The sequence below is a fragment of the Enterobacter sp. KBR-315C3_2022 genome (assembly GCF_041399425.1).
Taxonomy (GTDB): domain Bacteria; phylum Pseudomonadota; class Gammaproteobacteria; order Enterobacterales; family Enterobacteriaceae; genus Enterobacter.
The window spans coordinates 100,740-127,197 of sequence record NZ_JBGKEB010000009.1; the positions used below are offsets into that span (position 1 = coordinate 100,740).

Consider the following 26,458-nt stretch of genomic DNA (forward strand, 5'->3'; position numbering starts at 1 on the left):
AGAACAATGAAATTCAGTGAACTGTGGTTACGCGAATGGGTGAACACCACCCTCGACAGCGAAGCGCTTTCCAATCAAATCACGATGGCGGGTCTGGAAGTGGACGGCGTTGAGCCGGTTTCCGGCGCGTTCACCGGTGTGGTTGTCGGTGAAGTCGTGGAGTGCGGCCAGCATCCTAACGCCGACAAGCTGCGCGTCACAAAAGTGAACGTGGGTGGCGATCGCCTGCTGGATATCGTCTGCGGTGCGCCAAACTGCCGCCAGGGGCTGAAAGTGGCCGTGGCAACCGTGGGCGCGGTGCTGCCGGGCGATTTCAAAATTAAAGCTGCAAAGCTGCGCGGTGAGCCGTCCGAAGGGATGCTGTGCTCATTCTCCGAGCTGGGCATTTCCGACGACCACAACGGCATTATTGAGCTGCCGCTGGATGCGCCTATCGGCACTGACATCCGCGAATACCTGAAGCTTGATGACAACACCATCGAAATCAGCGTCACGCCGAACCGTGCTGACTGCCTGGGTATTATCGGCGTTGCGCGCGACGTGGCCGTGCTAAACCAGACCGAACTCAACGCGCCGGACATCGTGGCGGTTGAGGCAACCATCACCGATACGCTGCCTATCAAGGTTGAAGCCGCAGACGCCTGCCCGCGCTACCTGGGCCGCGTGGTAAAAGGCATCAACGTTAAGGCGCCAACGCCGCTGTGGATGAAAGAGAAGCTGCGTCGCTGCGGTATTCGTTCCATCGACGCCGTGGTTGACGTAACCAACTACGTTCTGCTGGAGCTGGGCCAGCCAATGCACGCGTTCGATAAAGATCGTATCGAAGGCGGGATCGTTGTGCGCATGGCGAAAGAGGGGGAAACCCTGGTTCTGCTGGACGGCAGCGAAGCGAAGCTGAGCGCGGATACGCTGGTCATTGCTGACCATAACAAAGCGCTGGCGATGGGCGGTATCTTCGGCGGTGAGCACTCTGGCGTGAATGATGAAACCCAGAACGTGCTGCTGGAGTGCGCGTTCTTCAGCCCGCTCTCCATCACCGGTCGCGCGCGCCGCCACGGCCTGCACACCGACGCCTCTCACCGCTACGAGCGCGGCGTTGATCCGGCGCTGCAGCACAAGGCGATGGAGCGTGCGACCCGCCTGCTGATTGATATCTGCGGCGGTGAAGTCGGTCCGGTTATCGACGTGACGAATGACGCCACGCTGCCTAAGCGCGCAACCATTACGCTGCGCCGCAGCAAGCTGGATCGTCTGATTGGCCACCACGTTGCCGATGCGCAGGTCACCGACATTCTGCGCCGTCTGGGCTGCGAAGTGACTGAAGGTCAGGACGAGTGGAAGGCCGTTGCACCGTCCTGGCGTTTCGACATGGAGATTGAAGAAGATCTGGTGGAAGAAGTGGCCCGCGTGTATGGCTACAACAACATTCCTGACGAGCCGGTACAGGCTGGGCTGGTGATGGGTACCCATCGCGAAGCCGATCTGTCCCTGAAGCGTGTGAAAACCATGCTGAACGACAAAGGCTACCAGGAAGTGATCACCTACAGCTTCGTCGATCCTAAGCTGCAGCAGCTGGTCCACCCGGGGGAAGAGGCGTTAATCCTGCCAAGCCCAATTTCCAGCGAAATGTCGGCGATGCGCCTGTCCCTGTGGACCGGCCTGCTGGGGACTATCGTCTATAACCAGAATCGTCAGCAAAACCGCGTGCGCATTTTCGAGAGCGGTTTACGCTTTGTGCCGGATAATCAGGCAAATTTAGGCATCCGTCAGGATCTTATGTTGGCAGGGGCCATTAGCGGCAACCGCTACGAAGAGCACTGGGACCAGGCAAAAGGCACCGTTGATTTCTACGATATGAAGGGCGATCTGGAAGCCATCCTCGATCTGACCGGTAAATTGTCTGAAATTGAATTTCGTGCAGAAGCGATTCCAGCCTTGCATCCTGGCCAAAGCGCAGCTATCTATTTAGAAGGCAAACGCGTTGGTTTCATTGGCGTTGTGCACCCTGAGCTGGAGCGCAAATTCGACCTGAACGGCCGTACCATCGTGTTCGAGCTGGAGTGGAGCCCGGTTGCAGACCGCGTGATTCCTCAGGCACAGGATGTCTCTCGCTTCCCGGCCAACCGCCGTGATATTGCCGTTGTCGTGGCGGAAAACGTTCCCGCAGCAGATATTTTGGCCGAATGTAAGAAAGTTGGCGTAAATCAGGTAGTTGGCGTAAACTTATTTGACGTGTACCGCGGCAAGGGCGTAGCAGAAGGTTTCAAGAGTCTTGCTATTAGCCTTATCCTTCAGGATACCAGCCGTACACTCGAAGAAGAGGAGATTGCCGCTACCGTCGCCAAATGTGTAGAGGCATTAAAAGAGCGATTCCAGGCATCATTGAGGGATTGAACCTATGGCGCTTACAAAAGCTGAAATGTCAGAATATCTGTTTGATAAGCTTGGGCTTAGCAAACGGGATGCCAAAGAGCTGGTAGAGCTGTTTTTCGAAGAGATCCGTCGTGCTCTGGAAAATGGTGAGCAGGTAAAACTCTCCGGTTTTGGTAATTTTGATTTGCGAGACAAAAACCAACGTCCGGGTCGTAACCCGAAGACGGGGGAAGATATTCCCATTACAGCCCGCCGCGTGGTGACCTTCAGACCCGGCCAGAAGTTAAAGAGCCGCGTCGAGAACGCAACGCCCAAAGCAGAGTAATATGAGCTAACCAAAAAGGCCGCAGTCGCGGCCTTTTTTCTTTGCGCGAGTTAACAAATTCACCGTAAAATCAATTACATCTCATCCTGAAAACACACTACCTATGCTTGATTTCGCCCGTCGTCAGCACCGTTCCGATCGCCGTAGCCTGATTGCGCTTGCGGTGCTGCTCATCGTCGCCGTCACGGTCAGCCTGTGCGCCGGCGATCGCTGGCTGGGGCCAGAAAGCTGGCTGAGCCCGGACGGCCAGCTCTTCGTCTGGCAAATCCGCCTGCCGCGCACTCTGGCCGTAATTCTGGTTGGCGCCGCGCTGGCGGTCAGCGGCACGATGATGCAGGCGCTGTTCGAAAACCCGCTGGCGGAGCCGGGGCTGCTGGGCGTCTCTAACGGTGCGGGCGTTGGGCTGATTGCGGCAGTGATGCTGGGCGGCGGGGCGCTTTCGCTCTGGGAAGTGAGCCTGAGCGCGATCCTCGGCGCTCTGCTCATCACGCTCATCCTGCTGCGGTTCGCCAGACGCCATCTCTCAACCAGCAGGCTGCTGCTCGCGGGCGTGGCGCTGGGCATTATCTGCAGCGCGCTGATGACCTGGGCGGTCTATTTTTCCACCTCCTTTGATCTGCGCCAGCTGATGTACTGGATGATGGGCGGCTTCGGCGGCGTTGACTGGCAGCAGGGCTGGCTCATGGTGCTGCTTGTCCCGGCAGTGCTGTGGGCATGCTGCCAGTCCCGGCCGCTGAATCTTCTCGCGCTGGGTGAAACCTCGGCAAGGCAGCTTGGCATGGCGCTTGGCCTCTGGCGCAACGTGCTGGTGATTGCCATCGGCTGGATGGTGGGCGTTAGCGTGGCGCTGGCGGGGGCGATTGGCTTTATCGGGCTGGTGATCCCCCACATGCTGCGGCTGTGCGGTATCACCGATCATCGCGCTTTACTTCCTGCGTCCGCTGTTGCCGGAGCGGCCGCGCTTCTGTTTGCCGATATCATCGCCCGGCTCGCGCTAACCGCGGCAGAACTGCCCATCGGCGTTGTCACCGCGACGCTGGGCGCGCCGGTGTTTATCTGGCTATTATTAAAGGCCGGGCGTTAAACCCCCCATAAGACAACCTGAGGGAATGCTATGCAGTCTGATATTTTGAATACCGAAGTGACCACCATTGATGGTGAGAAGACCACGCTGGAAGGCTATAAAGGCAACGTGCTGCTTATCGTCAACGTGGCGTCCAAATGCGGCCTGACGCCGCAGTACGAGCAGCTGGAGAACATTCAAAAGGCCTGGGATAAAGACGGTTTCACCGTGCTGGGCTTCCCTTGCAACCAGTTCCTGGGCCAGGAGCCGGGCAGCGACGAGGAGATCAAAACGTTTTGCAGCACCACCTACGGCGTGACGTTCCCGATGTTCAGCAAAATCGACGTCAACGGTGAAGATCGCCATCCGCTGTACGCGAAGCTGGTTGCCGCCGCGCCGACCGCCGTTGCGCCAGAAGGCAGCGGTTTCTACGAGCGTATGGCAAGCAAAGGCCGCGCGCCGCTCTATCCCGACGATATTCTGTGGAACTTCGAGAAGTTCCTCATCGGCCGCGACGGTCAGGTTGTCCAGCGCTTCTCCCCGGACATGACCCCTGAAGATCCGATCGTGATGGAGTCTATCAAGCTGGCGCTGGCGAAATAATGACGCCGCTGATGCAGCTCACGGACGTCGCTGAGAAGGGACGTCTGGAGCCTTTAACCGCATCCCTGAATGCAGGCGAAATCCTGCATCTTGTCGGGCCTAACGGCGCGGGTAAAAGCACGCTGCTGTCGCGGATGGCGGGGCTGAGCGCGGGCGAAGGGGCGATAACGCTGCTTGACCGTTCGCTCAGCGACTGGCCAGCGGCCGCTCTGGCGCAGCGGCGAAGCTACTTAGTCCAGCAGCAGATGCCTCCCTTTGCCATGCCCGTCTGGCACTACCTGACGCTGCATCTGCACGACAAAACCCGCACCGCGCTGCTCGCCGAGGTGGCGACCGCCCTTGGGCTGGAAGACAAGCTGGACCGGCATGCCAGCCAGCTCTCAGGAGGAGAGTGGCAGCGCGTGCGGCTGGCGGCGGTGGTGCTGCAGATCCACCCGGCGGGGAATCCGCAGGGGAGGCTGCTGCTGCTCGATGAGCCGATGAGCGGGCTGGACGTTGCCCAGCAGGCCGCGCTGGACGCGCTGCTGAGTACGCTTTCTGCTCAGGGCATTGCCGTCGTGATGAGCAGCCACGACCTGAACCACACCCTGCGCCACGCGCACCGGGTCTGGCTGCTGGCGCGCGGGAAAATGATTGCCAGCGGGACGCGGGATAGCGTGTTGACGCCGCCGAATCTGGCGCGCGCGTATCACATGCCGTTCCGCCGCCTGGATATAGAAGGGCACAGGATGCTGATTTCCACCGCGCACGAGTAACCGTTTCTTGCGCGGCTGGACAATTGCACGCTAAATTACGGAAAGAACAAAAAAAGCAGAGGATTCGTCTGAAAATGCGATTCTGGTTTCTCCTTGTGGCAGCGCTAATTCTTGCGGGGTGCAGTAGTCATCGCGCGCCCCCGCCTAATCCGCGCCTGTCGGATTCAATCACGGTGATCGCCAGCCTGAACGATCAGCTAAGCAACTGGCGCGGCACGCCGTATCGCTATGGTGGAATGAGCCGTGGCGGCGTGGACTGTTCCGGGTTCGTGCTGATGACCTTCCGGGATAAATTCGATCTGCAGCTGCCGCGAGAAACGCGCAGCCAGGCCGAGATCGGCACGGAGATTGATAAAGACGAACTGCTGCCCGGCGATCTGGTCTTTTTCAAAACGGGGGCGGGCGAGAGCGGTCTCCACGTTGGGATATATGATACAGACAACCAGTTCATTCACGCGTCAACCAGTCGTGGGGTGATGCGCTCGTCGTTAGATAATGTGTACTGGCGTAAAAACTTTTGGCAGGCGAGACGTATTTAACACAATACGCACTTGCGAATATTCCGATGACCTGGTATGAATAATCTCTGCCAGGTTCATCAAAACATGATTAAAGTTAAATTTGTGATGAATTAGTTATGCCGCTATATCTCTGTTTTATCTAAAACTAGCTATTAGGCTGTTTCCAGGATAAGATTATTTTAGGTTCAGGGATAAATCTGAAAATTAATACGGAACTGATGAAATTAATCTTATTAAAATCAATACAGTGGAATTGTGTCGGCAATTGCTCCAGGATGTCCTCTCTCATCTTTAATGCGGGGCGAGCGCGATGATTATCACGCTAGATAATGCTTATCAGTCTGAACTTTTTTTGCTACCTGCGCGCAATAGTGTAGGTGAGCTTAAAGGTTTAGACGTTTCGGCAAACTTTACTGGCGTGGGCACGGACGTAAGGATCCCCACCGAGCTGGTACTCCCGCACCTTTCTCCTGAAGAAGAGTTAGCGCTTTTTCAGGAAAAACTGCAATTGATTGAAAACTGCCAGCTGTTCTTTATTCAGCAGCAGTTAATTGCCTGGATAAATATTACACCTGCAATTGTTGAGTACTTATTAACTGACGATAATGCGGTTTCTTTATTGAATCGCTATCCGTTTCTTGAGTTAACTGTTAATGAGAACTATCCAGGTTTAAATAGCGGGAAAGACGATCTTAATCTGGCAAGGATGGTAATCCATTTTCCGCTGGTGCTGGCAAACTTCGGTGCCGGTGGCGCATCTCTTAAAGCCGTTTTTGATGGATTGTTTAAACGCGTGATTGTTGATAAAGGTTTTATTCAACAGCGCGCCTCGGAACTCTCTTTCGAACCTTTTATGCGCGCGATTTTTTGGCAAATTACGCCGCACTGTCAGTCGGTGATGGTATCCGGTATTGACGACCACGCCCTGCTGCAGCAGGTTCTGCCGTTTAACTTCTTTGCCATGCAGGGCAACCTTTGGCCTGCCGTCACGGCAGAACGCGTGACGACGCTCGTTCAGGGATAACCCTCCTTTTCGCCCGTGTTTAAGTGCAGGTAAACCCTCTACACTAAAAGCAGGAGGACCTATGACCCTGTCTTTTACTGCACGCTGGCATGACGAACTGCCCGGCTTTTACACCGCGCTAAAACCAACACCCTTACAGAACGCTCGCCTCATCTGGCATAACGCCGCGCTGGCGGATGCGCTCGCCATTCCCGCCACGTTATTTGAACCCTCGCAGGGGGCGGGCGTATGGGGAGGCGAAACGCTGCTCCCCGGCATGCAGCCTTTGGCACAGGTCTACAGCGGACACCAGTTTGGCGTCTGGGCTGGCCAGCTGGGCGATGGTCGCGGCATACTGCTGGGTGAACAGCAGCTCGCCGACGGCAGCGCCGTAGACTGGCACCTGAAAGGCGCTGGCCTGACGCCGTACTCGCGGATGGGCGATGGCCGCGCGGTACTGCGCTCCACGATCAGGGAGGCGCTGGCGTCAGAGGCGATGCATGCCCTGGGTATACCCACCTCGCGCGCGCTGTCGATAGTGACCAGCAATACGCCGGTCTACCGCGAAACCGTCGAGCAGGGCGCCATGCTGATGCGCGTGGCGGAAAGCCATCTTCGGTTCGGCCATTTCGAGCACTTCTACTATCGCCGCGAGCCGGAAAAAGTGCGCCAGCTTGCCGATTACGCCATCCGCCGCCACTGGCCGCATCTGCTTACAGAAGACAACCCCTATGTTCTCTGGTTCCGGGATATCGTCGCCCGCACCGCGTCGATGATTGCCCGCTGGCAAAGCGTGGGCTTTGCCCACGGCGTGATGAATACCGATAACATGTCCCTGCTGGGGCTGACCTTCGACTACGGCCCGTTTGGCTTTCTGGATGATTACCAGCCGGGCTACATCTGTAACCACTCCGACTATCAGGGGCGCTACAGCTTTGACAACCAGCCAGCTGTCGGGCTGTGGAACCTCCAGCGCCTGGCGCAAACCCTGTCGCCGTTTATTGACGTAGAGGCGCTAAACGACGCGCTCGACGGCTATCAGGAGGTTTTGCTGCGTGAATATGGCCTGCTGATGCGCGCTAAGCTTGGCCTGGCGACGCAGGAGAAGGGCGATAACGACATTCTGAACGGCCTGTTCTCGCTGATGGCCCGCGAGGGCAGCGACTACACGCGCACCTTCCGCATGCTGAGCGAAACGGCGCAGCGCGACGCGGCGTCCCCGCTGCGCGACGAGTTTATCGACCGGCAGGCGTTTGACGACTGGTTTGCCCTTTACCGCGCGCGCCTTCAGCAGGAACAGGTTGATGACGATGTGCGGCAGGCAAACATGAAGGCGGTCAATCCGGCGATGGTGCTGCGCAACTGGCTGGCGCAGCGCGCGATTGAACAGGCGGAAAAGGGCGAGTACGACGAGCTTCATCGCCTGCACGCGGCGTTGCGCACGCCGTTCGCGGATCGCGATGACGATTACGCCAGCCGCCCGCCGGACTGGGGCAAGCGGCTGGAAGTGAGCTGCTCAAGCTAGGGCGAGAGAAAAACCTGCGGCACGGCGTGGGAAGGATGCAATCCGACGTGGACCTGGGCGCCATACCAGCGCGCCAGCGCGTCGGCTTGCAGAACCTGCTCCGGCGTGCCCTGCGACACCATCCGGCCCTCGTGCAGCAGCAGGATGCGGTCGGCCCACAGCGCGGCGAGGTTAAGATCGTGCAGCACGACGCAGACGTGCAATTGCTCCTGGCGGGTCAGCGATTTTAACAGGCGCAGCAGATGCTGCTGGTGGTAGAGATCCAGCGCCGACGTGGGCTCGTCAAGAAACAGCCAGCCGCGCGGCGCGCCGCGATGCCAGAGCTGCGCCAGCGCGCGGGCGAGCTGGACGCGCTGCTGCTCGCCGCCGGAAAGGGCGTTGTACTGCCTTCCCGCCAGCGGTGAACAGCCGGTCAGGCGCATCACCTCATCCACGATCGACGGCTCGGGGCGGCTGCTCCACGGCGCCCGCCCCATGCCAATTACGGCCTCGACGGGCCAGTCAAAGCCGAGCTGCGCGTGCTGGCGCATTACCGCCCGGTAGCGCGAAAGCGTTTCAGGCGACCACTCGCTCAGCGGCTTATTTGCCAGGGCGCACGCGCCGCCGGTTGGCGTCAGATAGCCCGTCAGCAGGCGAAGCAGGGTGGATTTCCCCGCACCGTTTGGCCCAATCAGCGCGACCATTTCGCCGGGAGAAAGCGTGAGAGAAACGTTATCGATCAGCACGCGGCCCGACCGGGCAAACGTGATGTTATCCGCGCAGTACCGTTCAGCCATGCTGGCCTCCACGACGAAAAATAAGCCACAGGAACCACGGCGCGCCGAGAAGGCTGGTCAGCAGGCCGACCGGCATCTCCGCCGGTGCGACCAGCGTGCGGGCGATCGTGTCCGCGATCAGCAGCAGCAACGCCCCCGCGAGCACCGCGCCGGGAATTGTCGCGCGATGATCCGCGCCAAGCCACATGCGCATCAGGTGCGGCACCACCAGGCCGACAAAGCCGATTACGCCGCTAACGGCAACGGCGGCGGCCACCAGCAGCGCGCTGCACAGCAGCAGCACGCGCTGAACGACGGCAACGTCTACCCCCAGGTAATGCGCCTCTTCCTCACCCAGCTGAAGCAGGTTGAGCGCCCCGGCCATCCGCCAGATAACCAGCACCGTTGGGATCATCAGTGAGGCAACGGCCAGCAGCGTTGACCACTGCGCCTGGCCGAGGCTGCCCATGCCCCAGAGTGAAAGCTGGCGCAGCTGGGCGTCATTGCTAAGCCACGACAGCACGCCAACCGCCGCGCCGCACAGGGCGTTTATCGCAATCCCCACCAGCAGCAGGCGCGAGAGCGAGCCGTCGCGCTGCTGGCTTAAGATAAATATCACGATCGTTGCCGCCAGCGCGCCAAGAGACGCGGCGAGCATGGGCGCGTAGAGCATGACCAGCGCCGGCAGGGAGAGCGGGAGTACCACCCACAGGGCCACGGCCAGCGCCGCGCCGCTGCTGATCCCAAGCAGGCCGGGGTCGGCCAGCGGGTTACGAAACAGCCCCTGCATCACGCAGCCCGCGAGGGCCAGCGATCCGCCGATGACCAGCGCCAGCAGCACGCGGGGCAGGCGGATGGTTAGCCAGATCTGGCGGAGCGCCTCATCGCCGTGGCTCCACAGCAGGCTGAGCGGGAGGCGCAGCGCGCCAAAGCCGGTCGCCGCGAGCGTCATGCCCGCCAGCAGCGCGGCAAGCGCCCACAGCGAAAACGCGGTGCGCCGGGTCATCAGGGCAGTTGCTCCGCTTTGGCGCGCAGGGCCTGAATGGCCTTCGGCGTGCGCACGCTAAAGCCCAGCAGGGCCATGTCGTCAATTTCCAGCACCTGCCGGTTGCGGCCCGCCGGGGTGTGCGCCAGTCCTGGCAGCGCCCACAGGCTCTCTTCACCACCCAGCGCCTTCACGCCGTCCTGAGAAATCACCACCAGATCCGGGCGGCTGGCGATGACACCTTCCTGCGACAGCGGCTGATAGCGGTTAAAGCCCTGCATGGCGTTTTGCAGCCCGGCCGCGCGAATGGCCGCGTCCGCGCCGGTCTGCTGCCCCGCGGCCATGGCGGTCATTCCGCCGTGGCTGAGGATAAACAGCACCCGCTTGTTGAGCGGGGTCGCGGGCAGCGCCGCCAGCGCGTCGCGCAGCGTTTTGCGCAGGGTTTCCCCCTGCGCTTCGCGATGGGTTGCTTCGGCGATGACCCGCACCTTTTCATCTATCGCGCTCAGCGCGTTGCTGCCGGGAACGGTAACCACCTTCACGCCGCTCTGCTCGGCCTGCTTTAGCGCCAGAGAGGGCTGCGCCTGCGCGCTCGCCAGCACCAGCGTCGGGCGAAGAGAGAGGATCCCTTCCGCGTTAAGCTGGCGCAAATAGCCGACGTCCGGCAGCGCGTTCGCCGCCTGCGGCCACTGGCTGGTGCTGTCGCGGCCTACCAGATACGATTGCGCATCAAGGGCGTAGACGATCTCGGTGACGTCTCCCCCGAGCGTCACCATTCGTTCCTGCGCGGAGGCCAGCGCCATCAGCGGCAGGGCGCCGAGCAGGGCCAGCCACGTTTTCATGCGGCAAGCCCCGTGGAGGTGAGGGCGTCAATCTGGCTGCGCCAGCGGGCCTGCTCCGGCTCGCCTTCGGTACGCTGGCCGTACAGCTGGGCAATTTGCGTGCCGTCTGCCGCGAACAGCTCGAGGCTGGTGACGTGCCCGTCCGCGGTTGGCTTACGCGTGACCCAGGTCTCCGCGATTGTTTCTTCCAGCAGGTGCAGGGTGAAGGCAGGGTTGAAAATATTCAGCCAGCCCTTCATCGGCACCACTTTTTCAACCACGCCGGTAAAGATCTGCACGCAGCCGCGGTTGCCCACGAAGACCATGATCTCGTTGCCGTCCTGGCGCGCGGTGTCCAGCAGCTGCGCCAGCGCGGTGTTCTCAACCTGACAGGCGAGATCGTCGCCCACGAGGCGAAACGCCTGCTGGCGGCTGAGGTTATGGCGCTTCAGCAGGCTGAAGAACTGGTGCACGTCGGTCATGGCGCGCCACTCTTTATCCACGGTGACGGCCTCGGCGTTTTCAGCGTGGGCGGGAGCGTCTGCTGGCTTCAGCGCGAGCGGCGGGTTATCGGCAACGATAAAGCGGGTCAGCACGTTGGCCCAGGCGGAAACATCGGTGTTATCCGTGGTGTAGACCTTGAGCAGCGCATCGCCCTGGTGGTCGAAAAACTGAATGCTCTGACGCTCGCCGCGCGCCGTGGTTTCGCTGATGTGGAACGCGCTCGCCCACTGGTTGAGGAACAGGCGCAGATCCAGCGCGCGCGGGTTGAGCACCAGCCCGGCGTGGCCGCTAAGGTGCTGGTTTGTAAACGCGCCCACCTGCTCGTGAACCGCGTATTCGTTGCGGCAGATGCACTTGGTTTCGCCCACGGCTTCCAGCGCGCCCAGAACGTCGCGGATATCGCCATGAAGACGCCAGGCGTCTTGGCCGACGCGGGCAAAGGTCAGCTCCGCCTCGCTGATATTCATCATGCCTGCGATATCCCGCGCGTATTTGCCCGGGTTTTCCTCTTTTAGCTCAAGCCAGCGTGTGTAGTGATGCATTGTCTCTTCCTTATCAATATGCGCCCCGGCGCGGCGGGGCGAGGGGATTACCACTGATAGCTTACAAAAATCTTGCCGTTGCGCCCGTCCTGCGGGATGCCCTGCGGTGACCAGTACGCTTTATCGAAGGCGTTGCCCAGCACCAGCGTGGTGGTCACGCCTTTCAGCTGCGCCTGGCCCTTATAGCTGACGTAAAAATCATTCACCGCGTAGCCGGGCTGGTTGCTGTAGCTGCTGCTAACGTGCGTGGAGCGGTCGGCGAACGTCCCGACCCAGCCCACGGAGAAGCCGCTTTGCGCCACGGGAATATCCAGCTTGCTGGTCACGGTGTCCGGGTTGATGCTGGAGATGTACTCGCCGGTATTGGTGTCTTTCCCGCGCGTGCGGTTGTAGGCCACGTCCAGGTTGAACAGGTCCGTCGAATATTTGGTCATCACGTCCCAGCCCCAGATTTTGGCGTCAGGAACGTTGTAGGACGTGGTGGTCGCGGCGGCAAAATCGACGGCGGTGGAGATGTAGTCTTTAGCCCTGGTATCGAAATAGCTCGCCTTGAACTCTAGGGCATCGTTTGCCAGCAGCAGGTTGTCAAAGCGCAGGCCCATCCCGAACTCCTGCGTTTTATTGGTTTCTGGGCGCAGGTTAGGGTTCGGTACCCAGTAGTTAGTGTAGAAGCTGCCGATGGAGAAGTGCTTTGAGTCGTTATACATTTCGCCCATCGTCGGCGCGCGGAACGCCTGCGCGTACGAGCCGAACAGCATCAGCCAGTCGGTAGGGCTGACGGTTAACCCGGCGCGGGAGGACCATTTGTCCGCATCCACGTCGTCATAGCCCTGGCTGCTGCCGCGGTAGCTGTCGTAGCGGGTGCCGCCGAGCAGGGTGACCGGCAGGTCGCGCAGGGTGATTTCATCCTGCAGCCAGCCGGAGCTGAAATCGATTTTGGCGTCCGGGAAGCCGGTGGTTGCGCCGCCCGGATGCTGCTCCTGACGGTAATACTCTCCGCCGTAGGTCAGCAGGTGCGAGGCGAAGGAGTCGCTGAACAGGCGGGTGCGGTTTTCCACCTTGCCGCCTTTGGTGGTCTGCTTGCGAAATTCGCCCGTGCCGTCAACGTTTTGCGCATTGATGCGCGCTTCCGACCAGTAGACCTTCACGTCCGCGTTCAGCCAGTCGTTCCCTTCCGGCGCGATGCTGTAGCCAAGCTGCGCGTCGCGCTGGATGGTGGATCGGTCGGTCATCGGGTTGCTGCTGGCGCTGGCGTCCGGGGTTTGCGGGTTTTTCGGTTCCTGGGCGTCGTTATTGTAGTAGCGCAGGGAGCCGCTCAGCGTCTGGGCCGGGTCGATTTTCCAGCTGCCTTTCGCCAGCATGTTGTTAATGGATTCATCGTTTGGCGCCGTTGTCCCGTTGCTCTGGCGGAGATCGCCGCGGTCGCGGCTCGACCAGGACAGCAGCCCGTCGAGCGTATCGGTGCGGCCGTAGGCGCTGGCACCCATGCCGAGGCTATGATCCCCGGTTGCGCCGGTGCCAAACACGCGGTAGCCGCTGTTTTTACCTGGCTCCAGCAGATCTTTCGCATCGGCGGTATCGTAGGCGATCACGCCGCCCAGCGCGCCGCTGCCGTACAGCAGCGCGGACGGACCGCGCACCACTTCAATACGCTTGATCAGGGCCGGATCGAGGAAGGTGCTGTTAAGGTGCCCGGTGTCGGTGCCCTGGCGCACGCCGTCGACCAGTACCAGCACGCCGCGGCGGTCGTAGCCGCGCAGGTTAACGTCCTGACCGTTGGTGCGCCCGGTGCCGTCCAGCGTCAGGCCCGGCACCTTGCGCAGCAGGTCGGCGGCAGAGCTGGCGGTCTGGTTTTCGGGCGCGGTGGCGTCAATGACGCTGACCATCATCGGCGCTTCAAAGGCGCTGCGGGCGTTGCCCGTGGCGGTAACGGTAATATCATCTGCGGCAGCAAACGCGACGCCCGGCAGGGTGCTGACAATCGCCAGCGCCAGAAGTGAAGGGCGCAAAGACGCGGAATGCAGGTGTGGCATAGCAACTCTCCATTAAGAATCGAAAGCGCTGGCTGCCTGGGGATCACCTGGGTGGCTGGCGTGGTTTTTATTTAGCTTATTTTGTGAGGATCAGTTTTCCGGCATGGGTCTGGCGGAGCAGGTAGTGCTGGCCGTCATGCTCGATGATCACCCTTCCGGCCTCTCCCAGCAGCGTTTTGCTGTCGATACGACGATCGTCGGGAGCGGGGGAAGGCGCTGTGTGATTTTTTTTCGCTGTAGCCGCGGCGTTATCCGAAGGTGACATAATGTTTATAAATAACAATCAATGTAACAATGATAATCATTATCAATAAACTGCAAAATCACGGCAAGCGTTTTTGTGAAAAAAGTGTGACGGGATCAAATTTGGGGGTGAGGGGCGGTCTGATGCCCTTACCCCGAGCCTTTCCCACAGGGCTGAGGGTTCCCCAGTAATTTTCTTGCTCTTAAAGCAATGAAAAAATTACTGGATAATAAAACACTTACAGCGGTCCCCTGGTCCGGCTGAAAATCGCTAAGGCGTTGACCGTAGGCCGGGGCGAGGCGCACGGATGCGCCGAGAGGGCGTGACCTACATGGATGTAGGATCACGCCCGACCCGATAGCCGAAGGGAATAAGCCGAAGGTACCGCGAAGCGGCGATTTTCTTTGCCGGGAGCCGGGATTGTGAAGGGGGCGGCGGCGAGCCCCCTTCACACGTTCACGGGTGACGCTGCAGACAGAGAAGTGCAGAACTTAAGGTGAACGGAACAACCACCTGAGTCGCATGCTCCCCCTCACCCCTGCCCTCTCCCTGAATGGAGAGGGAGTATTCTGTGCCAGGCTGCAATTTGTGGGGATCCCTCAGCCCACAGGGAGAGGGAGAAGGGCTGGATGTCAGAAGCGCGTTTCGACCGCAGCCGCCAGTTTTTCCACCAGCAGCTCGCTGTCTTCCCAGCTCAGGCACGGATCGGTAATGGACTGGCCGTAAACCATCTGCTGCCCGGCCGCGATTTTCTGCGTGCCTTCTTTGATAAAGCTCTCTGCCATGATGCCCGCGACGGCGGTGGAGCCGCTGCGGATCTGCTGACAGATCTCATCGCACACGTCCAGCTGGCGGCGGTGCTGCTTCTGGCAGTTGCCGTGGCTGAAATCCACCACCAGATGTTCCGGCAGGTCGAACTCCGCCAGCGTTTCGCACGCGGCGGCGATATCGTCCGCGTGGTAGTTAGGCTTTTTGCCGCCGCGCATGATGATATGGCCGTACGGGTTGCCGCTGGTCTGGTAAATGGTCATCTGCCCGCTCTTGTCCGGGGAGAGGAACATGTGGCTTGCGCGCGCCGCGCGAATGGCGTCCACCGCAATGCGCGTATTGCCGTCGGTGCCGTTTTTAAAGCCGACCGGGCAGGAGAGGGCCGAGGCCATCTCGCGGTGGATCTGGCTTTCGGTGGTGCGTGCGCCAATCGCGCCCCAGCTGATGAGATCGGCGATAAACTGTCCGGTCACCATATCCAGGAACTCGGTGGCGGTTGGAACGCCCAGCTCGTTAACCTGCAGCAGCAGCTTGCGCGCCAGCTCAATGCCGTGATTCACGCGGTAGCTGCCGTTGAGGTCTGGATCGGAAATCAGCCCTTTCCAGCCCACGACGGTGCGCGGCTTTTCAAAATAGGTGCGCATAACGATCTCAAGGCGATCCTGGTGCTTTTCGCTCAGGCCCTGAAGGCGTTTCGCGTAGTCCATTGCCGCATCCAGATCGTGGATGGAGCAGGGCCCGATGACGACCAGAAGACGCTTGTCTTCGCCGTTGAGGATTTTTTCAATGCGGCGGCGGGAGGCCGTCACGTGTTCCGCCACCTCAGTGGATACGGGGTGCCGCTGCGCCAGTTCGGCCGGTGTGACCAGGCTATCAATGCGCGCCGTGCGGAGTTCGTCGGTTTTATTCATGGGATATCTCAGAAATTTTTTGCTTCATCGGCAGACTACCGGGAAGTGATGGGCATCACATTAAACCAATCCCTGCTGATTTCAAGTTCGGGGCGAACGTGCCCCGACGATGCGCATCATGATACCTGAAATGTAATTAATGTACTAGCATATTAGTACATGCGGCGATTCAGCCCCATGATGTCGAGGATTTTGGTGGCAATTTCTTCCACGGAATAGTTGGTGCTGTTCAGCCACGGGATCTGGTTCTTGCGGTACAGCGCCTCGACTTCTGACACTTCCATTCGGCACTGGCGCATGGAGGCATAGCGGCTGTTCTCGCGCCGCTCTTCGCGGATGGCGGCCAGCCGCTCCGGGTTGATGGTCAGGCCAAAAAGCTTGTGCTGCAGCGGCTTAAGCGCGGCGGGCAGAACGAGGTTATCCATGTCGTCAGCAATAAAGGGGTAATTGGCCGCGCGGATGCCAAACTGCATCGCCAGGTAGAGGCTGGTGGGGGTTTTTCCGCAGCGCGAGACGCCGAGCAAAATCACCTGCGCCTGATCGAGGTTGCGCATTGAAATGCCGTCATCGTGGGCCAGGGTGTAGTCAATGGCGGCGATGCGGGCGTCGTACTTAATCAGGTTGCCGGGGTTCAGACCGTGGGTTCGGTGCGCAATCGGCGTCGGGTCGAGCTTCAGCTCGCTCTGAAGCGGAGCGACCAGCGCCTGCACGATATCCTGACAAAAGCCTTCACTTTGCAGAATGATGTCGCGAATTTCGGGAATAACAATGGAGTAGAAGACCAGCGGGCGCACGCCGGTCTGCTGAAAGATGGCGTCGATCTGGTCCTTTACGGCCCGGGCGCGGCTCTCATTTTCCACGAACGGCAGCGTGATGCTGTTAATCGAAACCGGAAACTGCGACATCACCGCGTGCCCCAGCACTTCGGCGGTGATCGCCGTACCATCAGAAATATAAAAAACGTGGCGATCGACAGCATTATCCATTTTATTCACCCTGAATAGCGTACCTAATTGCCTGAAAGCATAAATTAAAAAAGTAATTTCGACAGCAAGGAACTTCTCATAATTATAAGTGAAACGGTGTTTTTGATTTTCCTGAAAAGTGGATTTCATTTTTCGAATAGCGGCTTTATTTTTGTGGTTTTTGCCCGAATCTATAGGAATCATCGGGTTAGCGGGTGATGGGAATCTGTCCGAAAAGTTGAAAATTTAAATTGCTTACACGATTCACCGTTTTTTTAGCGGAAATAAATATGCCAGTATAAATACGTAGTCAGGTGTTTCTTACTCCGATCAAATATCACAAAAGGATTGTTTCGATGTCCAACAATGGCTCGTCACCGCTGGTGCTTTGGTATAACCAACTCGGCATGAATGATGTAGACAGAGTTGGGGGCAAAAATGCCTCCCTGGGTGAAATGATTACAAATCTGTCGGGTATGGGCGTTTCCGTACCGAACGGGTTTGCCACAACTGCCGATGCGTTTAACCTGTTTTTAGACCAGAGCGGCGTAAACCAGCGCATTTACGACCTGCTGGATAAAACGGATATTGATGACGTCACCGCGCTTGCCAAAGCCGGGTCGCAAATCCGCCAGTGGATTATCGACACACCTTTCCAGCCGGAACTGGAAAAAGCCATTCACGATGCTTACAACCAGCTCTCCGCGGACGACGCGCAGGCCTCGTTTGCCGTGCGTTCTTCCGCCACTGCGGAAGACATGCCGGACGCCTCCTTCGCCGGTCAGCAGGAAACGTTCCTCAACGTTCAGGGCTACGACGCGGTGCTGGTGGCGGTGAAGCACGTGTTTGCTTCCCTGTTCAACGACCGCGCCATCTCCTATCGCGTGCACCAGGGCTATGATCACCGCGGCGTCGCGCTTTCTGCGGGCGTGCAGCGCATGGTGCGCTCCGACGTGGGCTCCTCCGGCGTGATGTTCTCGATTGATACCGAATCCGGCTTCGACCAGGTGGTGTTTATCACCTCCGCGTGGGGGCTGGGCGAAATGGTGGTGCAGGGCGCGGTAAACCCTGACGAATTTTACGTTCACAAGCCAACGCTTGCGGCTAGCCGACCGGCGGTAGTTCGCCGCACCATGGGCTCGAAAAAAATCCGCATGATCTATGCCCCGACCCAGGAGCATGGCAAGCAGGTGAAGATTGAAGACGTGCCGCAGGAGCAGCGCGACCGCTTCTCGCTGACCGACGCCGAGGTGGAAGAGCTGGCGAAGCAGGCGGTGCAGATTGAGAAACACTACGGCCGTCCGATGGACATCGAATGGGCGAAAGACGGCCACACCGGCAAGCTGTTCATCGTGCAGGCGCGCCCGGAAACCGTTCGCTCGCGCGGGCAGGTGATGGAGCGCTATACGCTGCACGCGCAGGGTAAAATCGTTGCCGAAGGCCGCGCAATCGGCCACCGCATCGGCGCGGGCCCGGTGAAAGTGATCCACGATATCAGCGAAATGAACCGCATCCAGCCGGGCGACGTGCTGGTGACCGACATGACCGACCCGGACTGGGAACCGATCATGAAGAAGGCGGCCGCTATCGTCACCAACCGCGGCGGGCGTACCTGCCACGCGGCGATCATCGCCCGCGAGCTGGGCATTCCGGCGGTGGTTGGCTGCGGCGATGCGACCGAGCGCATGAAGGACGATGAGAAGGTGACCGTCTCCTGCGCGGAAGGCGACACCGGCTACGTGTATGCCGATATTCTCGACTTCAGCGTGAAAAGCTCCAGCGTCGATACCATGCCGGACCTGCCGCTGAAGATCATGATGAACGTCGGCAACCCGGATCGCGCGTTTGACTTTGCCTGCCTGCCGAACGAGGGCGTTGGGCTGGCGCGTCTGGAGTTCATCATCAACCGCATGATTGGCGTTCACCCGCGCGCGCTGCTGGAGTTTGACGACCAGGACGCCGCGCTGCAGAACGAAATCCGCGAGATGATGAAGGGCCACGACTCGCCGAAAGAGTTCTACGTCGGTCGCCTGACGGAGGGAATTGCGACGCTGGGCGCGGCGTTCTACCCGAAACGCGTTATCGTGCGCCTGTCGGACTTTAAGTCTAACGAATACGCAAACCTGATCGGCGGCGAGCGCTACGAGCCGGAAGAAGAGAACCCGATGCTGGGCTTCCGCGGCGCCGGACGCTACGTGTCCGACAGCTTCCGCGACTGCTTCGCGCTGGAGTGCGAGGCGGTGAAGCGCGTGCGCAACGACATGGGGCTGACCAACGTTGAAATCATGGTGCCGTTCGTGCGTACCGTGGATCAGGCGAAAGCGGTGGTTGACGAGCTGGCGCGTCAGGGGCTTAAGCGCGGCGAGAACGGGCTGAAGATCATCATGATGTGCGAAATCCCGTCCAACGCCCTGCTGGCGGACCAGTTCCTTGAGCACTTCGACGGCTTCTCTATCGGCTCCAACGACATGACGCAGCTGGCGCTGGGCCTGGACCGCGACTCCGGCGTGGTCTCCGAGCTGTTCGACGAGCGCAACGAGGCGGTGAAGGCGCTGCTCTCAATGGCTATTCGCGCGGCGAAGAAGCAGGGGAAATACGTCGGGATTTGCGGTCAGGGTCCGTCTGACCACGAAGACTTTGCCGCCTGGCTGATGGAAGAGGGCATCGATAGCCTCTCCCTGAACCCGGACACCGTGGTGCAAACCTGGCTGAGCCTGGCAGAGCTGAATAAGTAACGTTAAATAATTATCCAATTGAAGGGGGATGGGCGCAGGCTCTCCCCCTTTTCATTTTTCTAGGAAATCGTATCGCATGTTTAATGTTTTACTGTTCCTGTTTTCTAAGCCAGGAATCACTATATTTGATTACGCCATCCAGATAGAGCCACTCGATGCCTCTGAAACGGATGGACACTGTTTCAAGCATATTGGCTGAGTGAGAGCCTGGAATGTAGCTGTGGTTCGCGTTTACGCTCATAATAACAACGCCTTCAAGAGTGATTCGGTAAAGTTCGCGTTCAATTCCGGCATCGTTAATTTCGTAGAATCTAATGACGGCTTTTTGCAGTCTGCGACCTTCACATACGCATGCGGCTAGGTACGGGCTTATTTTATCAATGTACTTATGGAGAACGAGAGGGTGATGCTGTCGAGTCCCTGTCATACTTCCCGTGTGGCTATCTACAGGTTGGGCAACACCAAAACTACTACTCATAATTTCGACGCCCCCCAGCCTGCCTGGTGTTGAGCATGCGCCACTCACTAACATTCCATTTTCGTCATATAAAAACATATAAGCGGGTAGGGACATTGCACTATCTCCTTAAGTCTACCGTATTCCCTTCATTGTCAATAATAAAAGAGTATGCGTAATGAGTATTCTCGATCGTATAGGTGGCAGCATAAATAACGCCTTTCTCAAGGCGAAGAGTGAAACAGGTATTGGGATAAAATAAACTAACCCCTTCTTCTCCAATCAGCTTCTTGTAGTTGCGCCCGTTTTCGGCCAGCGAATAACGACGTAATTCATCATCTTTTTTTACAGTAAAGCAGATGTTGCTGCCGTTTATATAAATAGGCCTCCATGCCCCGGCACCTAAATATTCACCCATAGGGCAACCGGTAAGTAAGAGTATTACTAATGATAAACTTCTCTTCATGATGGGAAATTTCCTAACACTCGCCTGTAGTCATCCAATAAAGTACCGTCATGCAGGGAAGGGTTATAGTCTTTAAGCTTAATCAAATAACGGTTTTGATAAAAACCATAGGTCTTTAATAACCAGTAATCGCTTACGATACAGGCCTGCTGTTCCATTGAGTAATCAGCGAGACAGCACTTATCTAAGCAGTATGAATAGTCGGCGGCCCATGAGAAAGTACCCCTGGCTTTAACCCACATACCCCTTTGTTTCTGCCACACATGCATCATTTCATGAAGAAACAAATGCTGTTGTCCCACCCTGTCTCGCAGCGGCATCGAAAAATCGTCTTCATAAATACCTTCCTGAAACCAGACTTCTCCGTTTGGCGTCATAGCGGTGAGATTGTCCTGCAGGTTCAGAGGAAGGTAGCTTCCTCTGTGGATCCATACCTGACTGTAGTGAATGCTGAAATCAAAGAGCGAACTGGCGAGGTTAATTTCACCCAGTGTTAAAAGGCGTAATCCCCCCGGCTTTATGGGATCGAACCTGACAGGTTTGTGATACATACCCCCTCCTTTTGTGAAAAAACCATAACACCAAATTCATTTAAATCAATGATTTAGTTGGTGAATGGGATGAGGGTATATGCCAGGTTTTAATGATTACAGGGTTCGTTAAAAGGAATGAGAAGCAGCCGATAGGCGATTTTTAAATAAAAAAAAGCCCATCGTGGGAGATGGGCAAAGACTACACACAGCAATTCGTTGTTTCACTCAGGGGATTTCCATGCTTATAAATCAAGATGTTGATTTATAACCGTGTACTAATAGTAGGCATCTCAACTTTTTGCGTCGATCAGATTCGTCTCAATAGTTAAAGAGACGTAAAGATTTATGGCGTGCATGTGTGATTATGTGGCTGAAATAGCGGGTCGGACCAGTGGTGAGAGAATATATTGTTTAGCGAGGCTTATGTATTTTGGGTGAAATAGCCGGGCGAGCACGCCCACCCGGCAAAACGCTTATTGTTTGTTCTGGTCTTCCAGCGCTTCCAGCTCGCTAAGAATGACGTCAGGTTCCGTCCCCGGAGGCGGCACTTCGTGCACCCACGCCGAGAACAGGCGCCAGGTCACGGCCAGCAGTACCGGGCCGATAAACAGGCCAATCATGCCGAAGGCAATCAGCCCGCCGATAACGCCGGAGAGGATGAGGATCAGCGGCAGGTCGGCACCCATGCGGATCAGTATCGGGCGAATCACGTTATCCATCGTGCCGACAACGCAGCTCCAGACCAGCAGCACCGTTCCCCACGTTGTATCCCCCGTCCAGTACAGCCAGATGATGCACGGAACCAGCACCAGCAGCGGCCCCAGCTGCGCCAGGCAGGTCATCAGCATGATGACGGTAAAGACGGTCGCATAAGGCACGCCGGAGATCGCCAGGCCAATTCCGCCCAGCACGGCCTGCGCCAGCGCGGTTACCACCACGCCGAGCGCGACGGCGCGAACGGCCTGCGCGGCCAGCAGAACGGCCGCGTCGCCGCGCTGGCCCGCAAGACGGCTGGCAAAGTGGCGAACGCCCAGTGCCACCCGCTCGCCGCGCCAGTACAGCAGGGCGCTAAAGACCAGCATCAGCGCACAGTGCATCATAAAGCGCCCAATGTGCGCCGCCTGGCCGACAAACCAGGTGGTGGTAGTGCCAATGTATGGCCGCACTTTTGCCATGATCGCGCTGCCGCCCATCTCCAGCAGGCTGTGCCAGCCGCTGTAAAGCTTGGCGCCAATGACCGGGATGCCGTTAAGCCAGGCCAGATCCGGCAGCGTCAGATCGCCGCTGGTGACCGCGCGAATTACCGGGCCGCTGGAGTCAACGAGGCTGTTGATCAGCAGGGCGATAGGGATAATAAAGAGCAGGAACAGCAGCAGCGTCATGACCAGCACCGCAGGGCCGCGGCGACCAAAGAGCAGCTTCTGCAGGCGGAGCAACAGCGGCCATGTGGCCACCACCACCGTGCCCGCCCACGCGAATCCGAGAATAAAAGGCTGAACAATCCACAGACATGCAATAATCATGAGGGCCAGAAACAGCACCGACAGCAATATCTGCGCAACGTCCCTGGGCTGACGAAGATTGACCATAAAAGCATCTTTCCTTAATAAACGCCAGAACGGCTGGCGGAAACCAGAGCCACTTATCTCTCATCATTGGTGATAGCGGCTATTTTTGACAGGCGGATTGTGCCTGTAATTCAGCTAAGCACATACGAAAAAAATGTGATAAAAAGTTGTGACACAACGCAAACGATTTCACACCTCTAATTAGGGTCGACGGTCATGATCCCACAAATTTCTCAAGCACCCGGCGTCGTTCAGCTGGTGCTTAATTTTTTGCAGGCGCTGGAGCAACAGGGTTTTACAGGTGATACCGCCACGAGCTACGCCGACCGGCTGACGATGGCGACCGACAACAGTATTTACCAGCTGCTTCCGGACGCGGTGGTCTTTCCCCGCTCGACGGCGGACGTCGCGCTGATTGCTCGCCTGGCGTCGCAGGAGCGCTTTACCTCTTTAATCTTCACGCCGCGCGGCGGCGGCACGGGCACCAACGGGCAGGCGCTGAACCAGGGCATTATCGTTGACATGTCCCGCTATATGAACCGCATCATCGAAATCAACCCGGAAGAAGGGTGGGTGCGCGTCGAGGCGGGCGTCATTAAAGACCAGCTCAACCAGTTTTTAAAACCCTACGGCTACTTTTTCGCGCCGGAGCTGTCGACCAGCAACCGCGCCACGCTCGGCGGGATGATCAACACCGACGCTTCCGGCCAGGGATCGCTGGTCTACGGCAAAACCTCCGACCACGTGATGGGCGTGCGCGCCGTGCTGCTGGGAGGCGATATTCTTGATACCCGGCCAATGCCGGTGGCGCTGGCGGAAACGCTGGCGCAGGAGAGCACCGTGACCGGGCGCATCTACCGCACCGTGCTGGAGCGCTGCCGCGACAACCGACAGCTGATCCTCGATAAATTCCCGAAGCTGAACCGCTTCCTGACGGGCTACGATCTGCGCCACGTGTTTAACGACGATCTGAGCCAGTTTGACCTGACCCGCGTGCTGACCGGTTCCGAAGGCACGCTGGCGTTTATTACCGAGGCGCGTCTGGACATTACCCGACTGCCGAAGGTGCGTCGCCTGGTGAACGTCAAATACAACTCCTTTGATTCCGCGCTGCGCAACGCGCCGTTTATGGTGGAGGCGCGGGCGCTGTCGGTGGAAACCGTCGACTCCAAAGTGCTGAACCTGGCGCGGGAAGACATCGTCTGGCATTCGGTGAGCGAGCTGATTGCTGACGTGCCGGACAGCGAGATGCTCGGCCTCAACATCGTGGAGTTCGCCGGTGATGACGAAGCGCTGATTGACGAGCAGGTCACCACGCTCTGCCAGCGCCTCGACGCGCTTATCGCCAGCAGCGAGGGCGGGGTAATCGGCTGGCAGCAGTGTAACGAACTTTCCGGCATTGAGCGTATCTACGCGATGCGTAAAAAAGCGGTTGGCCTGCTGGGGAATGCCAAAGGGGCCGCCAAGCCGATTCCGTTTGCCGAAGATACCTGCGTGCCGCCCGAGCATCTGGCGGACTATATCGTTGAGTTTCGCGCGCTGCTGGACAACCACGGCCTGAGCTACGGCATGTTCGGCCACGTTGACGCGGGCGTCCTGCACGTGCGCCCGGCGCTGGACATGTGCGACCCGCAGCAGGAGATCCTGATGAAGCAGATCTCCGACGAGGTTGTCGCCCTGACGGCGAAGTACGGCGGCCTGCTGTGGGGCGAGCACGGTAAAGGCTTCCGCGCGGAGTACAGCCCGGCGTTCTTCGGCGAACAGCTTTACGGCGAACTGCGCAAGGTGAAGGCGGCATTCGATCCGGATAACCGCCTCAACCCCGGAAAAATTTGTCCGCCGGAAGGGGTGGACGCACCGATGATGCAGGTCGATGCGGTCAAGCGCGGCACGTACGACCGTCAGATCCCGGTTGCCGTGCGCGGCGCCTGGCGCGGCGCGATGGAGTGCAACGGCAACGGCCTGTGCTTTAACTTCGACGTGAACAGCCCGATGTGCCCGTCGATGAAAATCACCAGCAACCGCATTCACTCCCCGAAAGGCCGCGCGACGCTGGTGCGCGAGTGGCTGCGCCTGCTGGCCGACCGCGGGGTCGATCCGCTGAAGCTTGAAAAAGATCTGCCGGAAAAACGCGCCAGCCTGCGCTCGCTTATCGAGCGCACCCGCAACAGCTGGCACGCGAACAAAGGGGAATACGACTTTTCCCACGAGGTGAAAGAGGCGATGTCCGGCTGCCTGGCCTGTAAAGCCTGCTCGACCCAGTGCCCGATTAAAATCGACGTGCCGGAGTTCCGCTCCCGCTTCCTCCAGCTTTACCACACGCGCTATCTGCGCCCGATGCGCGATCATCTGGTGGCGACGGTGGAAAGCTACGCCCCGCTGATGGCGCGCGCGCCGAAGACCTTCAACTTCTTTATTAACCAGCCCCTGGTGCGCAAGCTGTCCGAAAAGCACATTGGGATGGTGGATTTGCCGCTGCTCTCAGCGCCGTCGCTCCAGCGCCAGCTGGTGGGGCACCGCTCGGCGAACATGACCCTGGAACAGCTTGAGGCGCTCACGCCGGAGCAGAAGTCCCGCGTGGTGCTGGTGGTGCAGGATCCGTTTACCAGCTATTACGATGCGCAGGTGGTGGCCGATTTTATACGCCTCGCGGAAAAGCTGGGCTATCAGCCGGTTGTGCTGCCGTTTTCGCCCAACGGCAAAGCGCAGCACATTAAAGGCTTCCTGACCCGCTTCGCCAAAACCGCGCGTAAAACCGCGGAGTTCCTTAACCGTGTGGCGCAGCTCGGCATGCCGATGGTGGGTGTCGATCCGGCGCTGGTGCTGTGCTATCGCGACGAGTACAGGCAGACGCTCGGCGAACAGCGCGGGGATTTCCACGTGATGCTGGTCCACGAATGGCTGCCTTCGGTGCTGCAGGATTCGACCCGCGCGGATATCAGCGGCGAACCCTGGTACCTGTTCGGCCACTGCACCGAGCTGACGGCGCTGCCGGGCGCGCCCGCGCAGTGGTCATCGATTTTCGCGCGCGTTGGCGCGAAGCTGGAGAACGTCAGCGTCGGCTGCTGCGGCATGGCGGGAACCTACGGACATGAAGTGAAAAATCACGCCAGCTCGCTCGGCATCTACGAGCTGTCATGGCATCAGGCGATGCAGCGCCTGCCGCGAAACCGCTGTCTGGCGACCGGCTATTCCTGCCGCAGCCAGGTGAAGCGCGTTGAAGGCAACGGCGTGCGCCACCCTCTACAGGCTTTACTGGAGATTATCGGATGATCTGGAAACGCTCGGTGACGCTTGAGGCGCTCAATGCGATGGGCAAAGAGAACATGGTCGGCCTGCTGGATATCCAGTTTACCCGCATCGGCGAGAACGAACTGGAAGCCACCATGCCCGTTGATAGCCGTACCCATCAGCCGTTTGGCCTGCTGCACGGCGGGGCGTCGGTGGTGCTGGCCGAAACGCTGGGGTCGGTGGCGGGGTATCTATGCACCGAAGGGGAACAGAAGGTCGTCGGGCTGGAGGTGAATGCCAACCACCTCCGCTCGGTGCGCAGCGGGCGCGTGCGGGGCATCTGCCGCGCGCTCCACGCCGGCAGTCGCCATCAGGTCTGGCAAATCGACATTCTCGACGAGCAGGAACGGCTCTGCTGCTCGTCGCGGCTGACGACGGCGGTGGTGTAACGTTCTACGCTATTTTGCCTCTGGTCAAAAAATCGTCAGCAAAGTGTGATATACTGGCGACGTTTTGTACTAACACCGAGGACATTATGGATACCGATATAACCCCAACCCAGCTGGCCATTGAATATTTACGTCGCGACAAGAGCAACCTCTCTCCGGCTCAGTACCTGAAAAAGCTGAAACAGCTTGAGCTTGAGTTTGCCGATCTGCTCGCGCTCTCTTCTAACGAGCTTAAAGAAGAGATTTACTTTGCCTGGCGGTTGGGCGTTCACGTCCATTGACCCTGAGAAAAAGGCCGCGTTTGCGGCCTTTTTTGTCTCTGA

General features: G+C 58.7%; 24 protein-coding genes and 1 other RNA gene. 12 read left to right on the forward strand and 13 right to left on the reverse strand.

What is annotated here, in order from left to right:
• Window positions 1–6: 6 nt before the first annotated feature.
• The 8 genes from pheT (at window position 7) to selO (ending at window position 8,168) form a co-directional block, all read left to right on the forward strand.
• Window positions 7–2,394, forward strand: a complete 2,388-nt coding sequence (gene pheT, locus AB8804_RS11765; protein ID WP_371186238.1) for a phenylalanine--tRNA ligase subunit beta — start codon at window positions 7–9, stop codon at window positions 2,392–2,394.
• Between the two features lie 4 nt (window positions 2,395–2,398).
• The gene (gene ihfA, locus AB8804_RS11770) at window positions 2,399–2,698 is read left to right on the forward strand and encodes an integration host factor subunit alpha (RefSeq protein WP_003857805.1); all 300 of its coding nucleotides are present in this window, start codon (window positions 2,399–2,401) and stop codon (window positions 2,696–2,698) included.
• A gap of 103 nt (window positions 2,699–2,801) precedes the next feature.
• Entirely contained in the window at window positions 2,802–3,782 is a 981-nt protein-coding gene (gene btuC, locus AB8804_RS11775; RefSeq protein ID WP_371186242.1) for a vitamin B12 ABC transporter permease BtuC, read from the forward strand.
• Window positions 3,783–3,812: 30 nt separating this feature from the next.
• Window positions 3,813–4,364 carry a glutathione peroxidase gene (locus AB8804_RS11780; RefSeq protein ID WP_371186244.1) on the forward strand — a complete coding sequence of 184 codons (552 nt, stop codon included), beginning with the start codon at window positions 3,813–3,815 and terminating at the stop codon, window positions 4,362–4,364.
• Window positions 4,364–5,119 carry a vitamin B12 ABC transporter ATP-binding protein BtuD gene (btuD, locus tag AB8804_RS11785; protein WP_371186246.1) on the forward strand — a complete coding sequence of 252 codons (756 nt, stop codon included), beginning with the start codon at window positions 4,364–4,366 and terminating at the stop codon, window positions 5,117–5,119. Before AB8804_RS11780 ends, btuD begins: the two co-directional genes overlap by 1 nt.
• Before the next feature lie 74 nt (window positions 5,120–5,193).
• Window positions 5,194–5,658, forward strand: a complete 465-nt coding sequence (locus tag AB8804_RS11790) for an NlpC/P60 family protein (protein WP_371186249.1) — start codon at window positions 5,194–5,196, stop codon at window positions 5,656–5,658.
• 292 nt (window positions 5,659–5,950) lie between these two features.
• Window positions 5,951–6,664 (forward strand): EAL domain-containing protein, encoded by a 714-nt coding sequence (locus AB8804_RS11795; protein ID WP_371186251.1) that lies wholly within the window; start codon window positions 5,951–5,953, stop codon window positions 6,662–6,664.
• 61 nt (window positions 6,665–6,725) lie between these two features.
• A complete protein-coding gene (gene selO / locus AB8804_RS11800) occupies window positions 6,726–8,168 on the forward strand; it encodes a protein adenylyltransferase SelO (RefSeq protein WP_371186253.1) in 1,443 nt (480 codons plus the stop codon).
• Here the strand turns inward: selO and AB8804_RS11805 are convergent.
• The 8 genes from AB8804_RS11805 to AB8804_RS11840 form a co-directional block, all read right to left on the reverse strand.
• On the reverse strand, window positions 8,165–8,944 hold the full coding sequence (locus AB8804_RS11805; RefSeq protein ID WP_371186256.1) for a heme ABC transporter ATP-binding protein: 780 nt from the start codon (window positions 8,942–8,944) through the stop codon (window positions 8,165–8,167). The two genes, selO and AB8804_RS11805, sit on opposite strands and share 4 nt — an antisense overlap.
• A complete protein-coding gene (locus tag AB8804_RS11810; RefSeq protein WP_371186258.1) occupies window positions 8,937–9,929 on the reverse strand; it encodes a FecCD family ABC transporter permease in 993 nt (330 codons plus the stop codon). The genes AB8804_RS11805 and AB8804_RS11810 overlap by 8 nt, the downstream gene beginning before the upstream one ends.
• A complete protein-coding gene (locus AB8804_RS11815) occupies window positions 9,929–10,750 on the reverse strand; it encodes a hemin ABC transporter substrate-binding protein (RefSeq protein WP_371186260.1) in 822 nt (273 codons plus the stop codon). The genes AB8804_RS11810 and AB8804_RS11815 overlap by 1 nt, the downstream gene beginning before the upstream one ends.
• Window positions 10,747–11,775, reverse strand: a complete 1,029-nt coding sequence (chuS, locus tag AB8804_RS11820) for a hematinate-forming heme oxygenase ChuS (RefSeq protein ID WP_371186262.1) — start codon at window positions 11,773–11,775, stop codon at window positions 10,747–10,749. Before chuS ends, AB8804_RS11815 begins: the two co-directional genes overlap by 4 nt.
• Before the next feature lie 47 nt (window positions 11,776–11,822).
• Window positions 11,823–13,808, reverse strand: coding sequence for a TonB-dependent hemoglobin/transferrin/lactoferrin family receptor (locus tag AB8804_RS11825; RefSeq protein WP_371186264.1), 1,986 nt, complete (start codon window positions 13,806–13,808; stop codon window positions 11,823–11,825).
• A gap of 76 nt (window positions 13,809–13,884) precedes the next feature.
• Window positions 13,885–14,073, reverse strand: a complete 189-nt coding sequence (gene hemP / locus AB8804_RS11830; protein WP_371186266.1) for a hemin uptake protein HemP — start codon at window positions 14,071–14,073, stop codon at window positions 13,885–13,887.
• A gap of 611 nt (window positions 14,074–14,684) precedes the next feature.
• Complete coding sequence (gene aroH / locus AB8804_RS11835; RefSeq protein ID WP_371186268.1) at window positions 14,685–15,731, reverse strand: 3-deoxy-7-phosphoheptulonate synthase AroH; 1,047 nt, start codon at window positions 15,729–15,731, stop codon at window positions 14,685–14,687.
• Between the two features lie 152 nt (window positions 15,732–15,883).
• Window positions 15,884–16,717, reverse strand: coding sequence for a pyruvate, water dikinase regulatory protein (locus tag AB8804_RS11840; protein ID WP_371186270.1), 834 nt, complete (start codon window positions 16,715–16,717; stop codon window positions 15,884–15,886).
• Window positions 16,718–17,052: 335 nt separating this feature from the next.
• Here AB8804_RS11840 and ppsA point away from each other — a divergent pair, with 335 nt between their 5' ends.
• A complete protein-coding gene (ppsA, locus tag AB8804_RS11845; RefSeq protein WP_371186272.1) occupies window positions 17,053–19,431 on the forward strand; it encodes a phosphoenolpyruvate synthase in 2,379 nt (792 codons plus the stop codon).
• Between the two features lie 88 nt (window positions 19,432–19,519).
• Here the strand turns inward: ppsA and AB8804_RS11850 are convergent, their stop codons facing one another.
• The 5 genes from AB8804_RS11850 to ydiK all read right to left on the reverse strand — a co-directional run bounded on the left by AB8804_RS11850 (window position 19,520) and on the right by ydiK (window position 22,476).
• Window positions 19,520–20,005 (reverse strand): Hcp family type VI secretion system effector, encoded by a 486-nt coding sequence (locus tag AB8804_RS11850; protein ID WP_371186274.1) that lies wholly within the window; start codon window positions 20,003–20,005, stop codon window positions 19,520–19,522.
• A 4-nt stretch (window positions 20,006–20,009) separates the two neighbouring features.
• Entirely contained in the window at window positions 20,010–20,354 is a 345-nt protein-coding gene (locus AB8804_RS11855) for a putative T6SS immunity periplasmic lipoprotein (RefSeq protein ID WP_371186276.1), read from the reverse strand.
• Window positions 20,351–20,905, reverse strand: a complete 555-nt coding sequence (locus AB8804_RS11860) for a type IV secretion protein Rhs (RefSeq protein ID WP_371186278.1) — start codon at window positions 20,903–20,905, stop codon at window positions 20,351–20,353. Before AB8804_RS11860 ends, AB8804_RS11855 begins: the two co-directional genes overlap by 4 nt.
• A 146-nt stretch (window positions 20,906–21,051) precedes the next feature.
• Window positions 21,052–21,159: antisense sRNA RprA (gene rprA, locus AB8804_RS11865), an RNA gene on the reverse strand.
• A 201-nt stretch (window positions 21,160–21,360) separates the two neighbouring features.
• On the reverse strand, window positions 21,361–22,476 hold the full coding sequence (ydiK, locus tag AB8804_RS11870) for an AI-2E family transporter YdiK (protein ID WP_371186280.1): 1,116 nt from the start codon (window positions 22,474–22,476) through the stop codon (window positions 21,361–21,363).
• A 195-nt stretch (window positions 22,477–22,671) separates the two neighbouring features.
• Here ydiK and AB8804_RS11875 point away from each other — a divergent pair, with 195 nt between their 5' ends.
• From AB8804_RS11875 to AB8804_RS11885, 3 genes are all read left to right on the forward strand, one after another.
• A complete protein-coding gene (locus AB8804_RS11875; RefSeq protein ID WP_371186282.1) occupies window positions 22,672–25,728 on the forward strand; it encodes an FAD-binding and (Fe-S)-binding domain-containing protein in 3,057 nt (1,018 codons plus the stop codon).
• The gene (gene menI / locus AB8804_RS11880) at window positions 25,725–26,135 is read left to right on the forward strand and encodes a 1,4-dihydroxy-2-naphthoyl-CoA hydrolase (RefSeq protein ID WP_371186284.1); all 411 of its coding nucleotides are present in this window, start codon (window positions 25,725–25,727) and stop codon (window positions 26,133–26,135) included. Before AB8804_RS11875 ends, menI begins: the two co-directional genes overlap by 4 nt.
• Before the next feature lie 86 nt (window positions 26,136–26,221).
• A complete protein-coding gene (locus AB8804_RS11885; RefSeq protein ID WP_371186287.1) occupies window positions 26,222–26,416 on the forward strand; it encodes a YdiH family protein in 195 nt (64 codons plus the stop codon).
• Window positions 26,417–26,458: the final 42 nt, after the last annotated feature.

Bases quoted from the DNA above. Each gene is read 5' to 3' on its own strand.
- pheT (WP_371186238.1), top strand. From the start codon at position 7: ATGAAATTCAGTGAACTGTGGTTACGCGAATGGGTGAACACCACCCTC.
- ihfA (WP_003857805.1), top strand. From the start codon at position 2,399: ATGGCGCTTACAAAAGCTGAAATGTCAGAATATCTGTTTGATAAGCTT.
- btuC (WP_371186242.1), top strand. From the start codon at position 2,802: ATGCTTGATTTCGCCCGTCGTCAGCACCGTTCCGATCGCCGTAGCCTG.
- AB8804_RS11780 (WP_371186244.1), top strand. From the start codon at position 3,813: ATGCAGTCTGATATTTTGAATACCGAAGTGACCACCATTGATGGTGAG.
- btuD (WP_371186246.1), top strand. From the start codon at position 4,364: ATGACGCCGCTGATGCAGCTCACGGACGTCGCTGAGAAGGGACGTCTG.
- AB8804_RS11790 (WP_371186249.1), top strand. From the start codon at position 5,194: ATGCGATTCTGGTTTCTCCTTGTGGCAGCGCTAATTCTTGCGGGGTGC.
- AB8804_RS11795 (WP_371186251.1), top strand. From the start codon at position 5,951: ATGATTATCACGCTAGATAATGCTTATCAGTCTGAACTTTTTTTGCTA.
- selO (WP_371186253.1), top strand. From the start codon at position 6,726: ATGACCCTGTCTTTTACTGCACGCTGGCATGACGAACTGCCCGGCTTT.
- AB8804_RS11805 (WP_371186256.1), bottom strand. From the start codon at position 8,944: ATGGCTGAACGGTACTGCGCGGATAACATCACGTTTGCCCGGTCGGGC.
- AB8804_RS11810 (WP_371186258.1), bottom strand. From the start codon at position 9,929: ATGACCCGGCGCACCGCGTTTTCGCTGTGGGCGCTTGCCGCGCTGCTG.
- AB8804_RS11815 (WP_371186260.1), bottom strand. From the start codon at position 10,750: ATGAAAACGTGGCTGGCCCTGCTCGGCGCCCTGCCGCTGATGGCGCTG.
- chuS (WP_371186262.1), bottom strand. From the start codon at position 11,775: ATGCATCACTACACACGCTGGCTTGAGCTAAAAGAGGAAAACCCGGGC.
- AB8804_RS11825 (WP_371186264.1), bottom strand. From the start codon at position 13,808: ATGCCACACCTGCATTCCGCGTCTTTGCGCCCTTCACTTCTGGCGCTG.
- hemP (WP_371186266.1), bottom strand. From the start codon at position 14,073: ATGTCACCTTCGGATAACGCCGCGGCTACAGCGAAAAAAAATCACACA.
- aroH (WP_371186268.1), bottom strand. From the start codon at position 15,731: ATGAATAAAACCGACGAACTCCGCACGGCGCGCATTGATAGCCTGGTC.
- AB8804_RS11840 (WP_371186270.1), bottom strand. From the start codon at position 16,717: ATGGATAATGCTGTCGATCGCCACGTTTTTTATATTTCTGATGGTACG.
- ppsA (WP_371186272.1), top strand. From the start codon at position 17,053: ATGTCCAACAATGGCTCGTCACCGCTGGTGCTTTGGTATAACCAACTC.
- AB8804_RS11850 (WP_371186274.1), bottom strand. From the start codon at position 20,005: ATGTCCCTACCCGCTTATATGTTTTTATATGACGAAAATGGAATGTTA.
- AB8804_RS11855 (WP_371186276.1), bottom strand. From the start codon at position 20,354: ATGAAGAGAAGTTTATCATTAGTAATACTCTTACTTACCGGTTGCCCT.
- AB8804_RS11860 (WP_371186278.1), bottom strand. From the start codon at position 20,905: ATGTATCACAAACCTGTCAGGTTCGATCCCATAAAGCCGGGGGGATTA.
- ydiK (WP_371186280.1), bottom strand. From the start codon at position 22,476: ATGGTCAATCTTCGTCAGCCCAGGGACGTTGCGCAGATATTGCTGTCG.
- AB8804_RS11875 (WP_371186282.1), top strand. From the start codon at position 22,672: ATGATCCCACAAATTTCTCAAGCACCCGGCGTCGTTCAGCTGGTGCTT.
- menI (WP_371186284.1), top strand. From the start codon at position 25,725: ATGATCTGGAAACGCTCGGTGACGCTTGAGGCGCTCAATGCGATGGGC.
- AB8804_RS11885 (WP_371186287.1), top strand. From the start codon at position 26,222: ATGGATACCGATATAACCCCAACCCAGCTGGCCATTGAATATTTACGT.